5 protein-coding genes are annotated in these 6,361 nt (G+C 51.4%); all 5 read right to left on the bottom strand.

Annotated elements, in window-relative coordinates:
* The coding region (locus QQ055_RS04685; RefSeq protein ID WP_286004284.1) for a nitrate reductase associated protein at positions 1 to 406 on the bottom strand (406 nt) is incomplete at its 3' end.
* A gap of 27 nt (positions 407 to 433) precedes the next feature.
* Positions 434 to 904, bottom strand: a complete 471-nt coding sequence (locus tag QQ055_RS04680; protein ID WP_283361950.1) for a phosphate-starvation-inducible PsiE family protein — start codon at positions 902 to 904, stop codon at positions 434 to 436.
* 242 nt (positions 905 to 1,146) lie between these two features.
* Positions 1,147 to 3,357, bottom strand: a complete 2,211-nt coding sequence (locus QQ055_RS04675; RefSeq protein WP_284476455.1) for a molybdopterin oxidoreductase family protein — start codon at positions 3,355 to 3,357, stop codon at positions 1,147 to 1,149.
* Positions 3,358 to 3,429: 72 nt separating this feature from the next.
* Positions 3,430 to 4,278: a nitrate ABC transporter ATP-binding protein gene (locus tag QQ055_RS04670; protein WP_284476356.1), complete on the bottom strand. Its 849-nt coding sequence runs from the start codon at positions 4,276 to 4,278 to the stop codon at positions 3,430 to 3,432.
* 26 nt (positions 4,279 to 4,304) lie between these two features.
* On the bottom strand, positions 4,305 to 6,332 hold the full coding sequence (locus tag QQ055_RS04665; RefSeq protein WP_286004283.1) for a nitrate ABC transporter ATP-binding protein: 2,028 nt from the start codon (positions 6,330 to 6,332) through the stop codon (positions 4,305 to 4,307).
* Between the last annotated feature and the right edge of the window lie 29 nt (positions 6,333 to 6,361).

Genomic DNA, 6,361 nt, shown 5'->3' with positions numbered 1-6,361 from the left:
CATGACTGGGACGACTCAGTTTAATTAAGGCGAAACGCTGCACGGGAGTTAGATTTTCCCAAGCCTTTAGAGTCATTTCTCGGTTGAGTTCTTGAGTTTTTTCTTGTACCTGTTGAGGAATTTCCGTAGCATTTAACCAGGCGGGATGCATTTCGATGGGTAATTCCGAGGCGGGTTGTCCAGTTCGTTCTTGGACGAGGTTTTGTAAGAATTTCCGATAGGCAAGAATTTCTTCAGGACTTTCGCACGGCTGGTCTACTAAAGCTTGTCTTTCTGTAGGGTTAAATTGATGCCATTGATTGAGTTTAAGTTTAATTCCACAAGTGTCTAGTTTGAGGCGAACTTGCATGGGAATGCATCTTAAGGATTCTACAAAATCAGCTTCAAATTGAAAGAATTGACTCATTTTTGCGATCGCGATTTGGGGCAGTTTTTAGGGTCGATCTTTGATCCGGGAAAGCCGAATTAAAAGATAGCTAATGGAAAGGGCTAAAATGGTAAGCGCTAAGGCAATTAGGTCTATGGCTTGCTTTTTTTCAAGATCGAAAATAATCACTTTTCGGGCAACAGCAATCAAGGAAGTGACAATCACTAATTCGACATGAATGACGTTGCGCTGGAGATAAGCAGTGATGTTTTCAAGTAATTCTAAAGCAATGAGAACATTTAAGAATAAACCAAAAATCTCAAATAGAGTGCGATTAAAAAAGCCAGTAGGAGGGGAAAAGACTTGCTGAACTAAGAAGCTAACCAGATCGAATAGAGAAACGAAAATAATCCCTATCATCAATAGGGAAAGTATTTTACTGACAATGACTTCAAGGCGATGAATGAATTTGAGAAAATGCTCGTTATCCGGATCGGAGATTGTGAGATTCCGGATAAATTTTTTGAACCACCGCATTAATAGATCGCCCCACCTTGAAGACGGCTTTTACAGTTGCGCTGGCTTTTTGGCGGTTGGGGATCGTTTAGCCTGAGTTGCGATCGCATCCCCCCACCAAGCCTCCTATTGCAAACTTCAACCCGTGGCGAACTGTCCCACCCCGCCCGCCAGAAGAGGGGCGTTAGAGACGTTCAAGCTTGATTTAGGCTTGCTATCGGTCTATCCAGCTTGTGCTACCGATCGAGAACCTCAGCCCCTCCCTAATGTTTAGCGATTAGTGAAGGAGAGCCTACAGTCCCCATTTCTACAAATTCAGATTTAACTTTGCTCAATTGTACAGCACAAGCTTTCAGTTCAGGCTGGCTGGAATCGGGACAAGATTCAGAATGCGTTAAGGCATTCGCTTCGGCATTTTCCGCCCACAAACTGCCCCAATGCATGGGGACAAACACCGTTCCTGGCGCGATCGCTTTTGTCACCTTCACCGCAAACCGCGACTTCCCGCGCCGACTTTGAACATCTACCCAATCATTTTCCACCACCCCCAACTTCAACGCATCGCGGGGATGAATCTCAATAAACGCTTGGGGATACATTTGCTGAATCTTCTCAATTCTCCCCGTCCGGGTTTGGGTGTGCCAATGCCCGTAGAGGCGTCCGGTGGTGAGAACCAGGGGATAATCGGGATCGGGGGGTTCGGCTAACCCTCGCGAATGATAGGCCCCAAACCGGGCGCGTCCGTCTGGGGTTGGGAAGCGGAAATGGGTGTAGAGGCGCTTATTGGGTTCTCGGTTGGGTTGGGGGTCGAAATGCTTTTCCAGGCTACCGTAGGGCCATTGGATCGGACCATCGGCGAGGAGTTCGTGGCTTAAGCCAGACAGATCGCAAACCCGTCCTTGGGTGATCTGCACGTATTCCGCGTAAACTGCGGCTGAATTTGGGTAGGTAAAGCGATCGCCAAAACCCAAACGGCGGGCCACCTCTGCAAAAATCTCCCAGTCCGGTTTCGCTTCGCCCTTGGGCGGTCTAAACGCCTGACAGAGGGTGACAACCCGTTCGGAATTGGTCATTGTCCCCGTTTTCTCGCCCCATTGGGCGGCGGGTAACAACACATGGGCAAACTCGGTGGTTTCTGTGGGATAGTAGGCATCTTGAACGATTGTAAAGGGCGATCGCGCCAACGCGGCCTTAGCCCGTTCGAGATCCGGCAAACTCACCACCGGATTAGTCGCAACCACCCACAACAGCCCAATTCCGCCCGTTTCCAGCGCTTGCACCATTTCTCCGGCGGTGTATCCCGGTTGCGGCGAGATTTGACCCGGAGGCAGACCCCAAAAGGCTTCCACCTCCGCCCGATGCACCGGATTCTTCACCGATCGATACCCCGGTAACAGGCTAGATAACCCGCCCGACTCGCGGCCCCCCATTGCGTTCGGCTGTCCGGTGAGGGAAAACGGCCCGCATCCAGGTTTGCCAATAGTTCCCGTCATCAGGTGCAGATTAATTAGCGATCGCACCTTCGCCGTCCCTTCCGAAGACTGATTCATCCCCATTGACCACAGGGAAATCGTCTTTTCCGACTCCGCCCAATAGCGGGCCACCTCTTCCAAGGAGTCTAGGGGAATATCGCAGCGCTGCGCCACCCGTTCCGGCGTATACTCGCTAATTAACTGGGCAAATTCGGGAAAATGACTCGTACACTCATCAATAAACGGGGCGTGAATGGCCCCCCACTGCATTAATAGGTAAGCAATGCCATTCAGGAGGTCAATATCCGTACCCGGTTTAATCGCGAGGTGCAAATCCGCTGCTTCCGCCGTCGCCGTTCGGCGCGGATCGACCACCACCATTTTGACGCGGGGGTTGCGCTTATGATACTTTCGCAGGCGATTAAAGGCGATCGGATGACATTCGGCGGCATTGGTACCAATTAAGAAGGCAAAATCGGTTTGTTCCAAATCCTCATAACAGCAAGGCGGCCCATCAGAACCCAAACTTTGTTGATAGCCAACCACCGCCGAAGACATGCATAGGCGCGAGTTGGAGTCAAAGTTATTGGTTTTTAGAAACCCTTTGAGTAACTTTTGGGCGATGTAATAGTCTTCCGTTTGCAGTTGACCGGAACCATACATGCAGATTCCCTGGGGACCGAGTTGTTGCTGCACCGCTTGCAGGCGAGTCACGATTAAATCTAACGCTTCATCCCAACTGGCGCGACGAAACGGTCGATCCAACGATTCGCGGATCATCGGGTAGAGGAGTCGATCCTTATCCAAAGATTCTGCAATGGTTGCCCCTTTGACACAGACCATTCCCTGGCTAGAAGGGTGGCTGCGATCGCCTCTGACTTGCCAGATGGGGTTCCCTAGATCGTCTCGTTTCGTCGCTTTTCCCCGTTGGGCGGGGGGTAGCACCTCTAAACCGCACCCAACTCCACAGTATGGACAAAGCGTTTTAGTGATATCGTTCATCATTGAGTCAAAAGTCGTAGGTCATTTGTCAGGGCGATCCCAAAACAAATCAAATCCGGCCAAAAAAAAGACTTAAGCCGCATCATCGTGAGCATAGCGATGATACAAGAAATCTAAAGCGTAGTTCCGCAGATCGTAGTAAGTCGGATCTTCCATAATTTGGGCGCGGTTGCGGGGACGGGAGAAGGGAATGTTTAGCACTTCTCCAATGGTTGCGGCCGGCCCGTTGGTCATCATCACCAAGCGATCGGCTAAGAATAGCGCCTCATCAATATCGTGGGTAATCATCAACACGGTGACTTGATGGCGTCGCCAAATCTCTAGGAGTTCTTCTTGCAAGTCTTCCCGCGTCAGGGGGTCTAGGGCCCCAAAGGGTTCGTCAAGGATTAACACCTGGGGACAAATGGCTAAGGCGCGCGCGATCGCCACCCGCTGTTTCATCCCGCCAGAGAGTTGGGTGGGCTTCTTATCAGCGGCTTCCTCTAAGCCCACCAGGGCGAGGTGTTCGCGGACAATTTCAATTTTCTCTTTTTTGGATTTGTGGGGGAAAACCGATTTCACCGCTAAATAGATATTTTCAAACGCGGTTTTCCAGGGGAGTAAGGAGTAGTTTTGAAACACCACCATCCGATCGGGCCCCGGTTGGGTAACGACGCCCGTGGGGAGGCGGACTTCTCCGGTACTGGGTTGAGTAAACCCGCCGACCATATTCAGCAAGGTGGACTTCCCGCAACCAGAGTGACCGATCAAACAGATAAATTCCCCTTCACTGACCGTTAAATTGACGTTTTCCAAAACGGTGTAGGGTCCAGTTGGCGTGGGATACACCTTAGACAGGTTATCGAGGACTAAAAACGGCTTCGCTTCTGGAGTGGGGTTAGAAACGATTGGGGGGTTGACGAGGATGTTGCTATTAACCATCTGTTTGACTAAAACCAGGACTAAAATTAGGCAATTTTCCGCAGGCTAGGCGAAGGGGTCGGGGTGTCATCGTTCGCCAGCATAATTTCTTGAATTTGAATGTCGCGCTTGATCGCCACTTGGCTGAGATAGCCGATGGGATCGTCGGGGTTAAAGACTTCGCCATCCCATAATTGAATGGGAGCGCGATCGCGTTCTGTATCTAAGAAGCCTAAACTTCTCGCCGCTTCGCTAAACACATCGATTTTGCAAACGCGTTCGATAATTTCTACCCAGTTTTTCGGGAAAGGCGTAATTCCCCAACGCGCCATCTGTGCCATCACCCACAACATTTGCGTCCGGTCGGGGCAGTTGGTACGATCGACGTAAAACTGATTGTAATCCAGCAGTTGAACGGGTTCCCCGGTGCCTTTGTTGTAAGGATCGAGCAAGCCGGGACGGGTATATTCCGGGGCGGAACCCACGTATTCCGGGCGACAGATCAGTTCGAGAATTTCTTCGCGGTTGCGGCGATCGTCGCAATACTCGCAAGCTTCTAATAAGGCTGTCACCAACGCTAAGTGAGTTTGGGGATACTGATTCGCCCAAGCTTCGCGCACGCCTAACACTTTCTCAATATGTCCCGCCCACAGGTCTAGATCGGTAGCCATCACCACCCCTAAACCTTCATACACGGCCCGCGAATTCCAAGGTTCGCCCACGCAATAGCCGTCAATATTTCCGGCCTTCAGGTTCGAGACCATTTGCGGCGGCGGAATCACGGTGAGGTTGATATCCCAATCTGGATCGATGCCATGACTGGCAAACCAGTAGCGCAATAACAGGTTGTGCATGGAGGTGGGATGCACCATGCCAAAGGTATGCACTTTATCGGAATCGGCCAGCATAGAGCGCTTAAAATCTTCTAAGCTGCGGATTCCCTGGTCATACAGTTGCTTGCTCCAAGTGATGGCGTTACCATTGCGCGACAGGGTAAGGGCTGTGACGATGGGAACTGAAGGTTGATTCTCCATGCCCAAGGTCATCGCCAGGGGCATTCCGGCTAGCATTTGGGCCGCGTCTAACTGTCCTGATGCCATATCGCTAGCCAGCGCCCGCCAGCCCGGTTTGCGAACCAGGTTGACTTCTTCTAAGCCGTGACGGGCAAAAATTCCTTTTTCTTTGGCGACGACTAAGGGGGCGCAGTCGGTGAGGGGAATAAAGCCAATATCGAGGTTGACTTTCTCTAAGCCGTTGCGACCGATCGCGATCGGCTGCTTGGCTTTGGTGCGCTTCGCCCGTTTTTGCTGGTTGAGGAAATACAGCATTTCGTTCCGCAGGGCGTAGTAACTGGGATGGTTAACCACATCGAGGCGCTGGCGGGGACGGGGTATGGGAACTTCTAAGATTTGACCGATATGGGCCGCCGGGCCATTGGTCAACATGACGATCCGGTCAGATAATAGCAGGGCTTCGTCTACGTCATGCGTCACCATCACGCAGGTGACTTCGTTTTCTTGGCAAATTTTCATTAACTGCTCTTGCAGACTGCCCCGCGTCAAGGCGTCTAGGGCCCCGAAGGGTTCGTCTAGCAACAGCACTTTGGGACGAATGGCGAGGGCGCGGGCGATCGCCACCCGTTGTTTCATCCCTCCAGATAGTTCGGCCGGCCGCTTGTGAGCTGCATGGCGCAAGCCCACAATATCAATATGATGCTCAACAATGCCTTTACGCTCGCCTTTGGGTAAGTGCCGCATAACGCGATCGACGGCGAGGGCGATATTCTCGCGGACGGTTTTCCAAGGCAGCAAGGAATAGTTTTGAAACACCACCATCCGATCGGGTCCTGGTTTTTGGACTTCTCGCCCTTCTAAGATGACGCCGCCGGTGGTGGGTCGATCTAAGCCCGCAATGATGTTGAGGAGGGTCGATTTGCCGCAACCGGAGTGACCGATCAAGGAGATAAATTCCCCTTTATTAATCTTGAGTTCGATATTTTTGAGGGCGATATAACTTTCCCCGTTGGGTAAGGGAAAAATGCGATCGATATGGTCAACTTCTACAAAAGCACTCATGGCAATCTTTGGGAAATGGGGAATTGAGC

Source organism: Geitlerinema calcuttense NRMC-F 0142, from assembly GCF_030285425.1.
Note: the sequence above shows the minus strand (reverse complement) of the source record. Positions and strands in the feature narration are given on the sequence as shown.

Bases quoted from the DNA above. Each gene is read 5' to 3' on its own strand.
- QQ055_RS04675 (WP_284476455.1), bottom strand. From the start codon at position 3,357: ATGAACGATATCACTAAAACGCTTTGTCCATACTGTGGAGTTGGGTGC.
- QQ055_RS04680 (WP_283361950.1), bottom strand. From the start codon at position 904: ATGCGGTGGTTCAAAAAATTTATCCGGAATCTCACAATCTCCGATCCG.
- QQ055_RS04665 (WP_286004283.1), bottom strand. From the start codon at position 6,332: ATGAGTGCTTTTGTAGAAGTTGACCATATCGATCGCATTTTTCCCTTA.
- QQ055_RS04670 (WP_284476356.1), bottom strand. From the start codon at position 4,278: ATGGTTAATAGCAACATCCTCGTCAACCCCCCAATCGTTTCTAACCCC.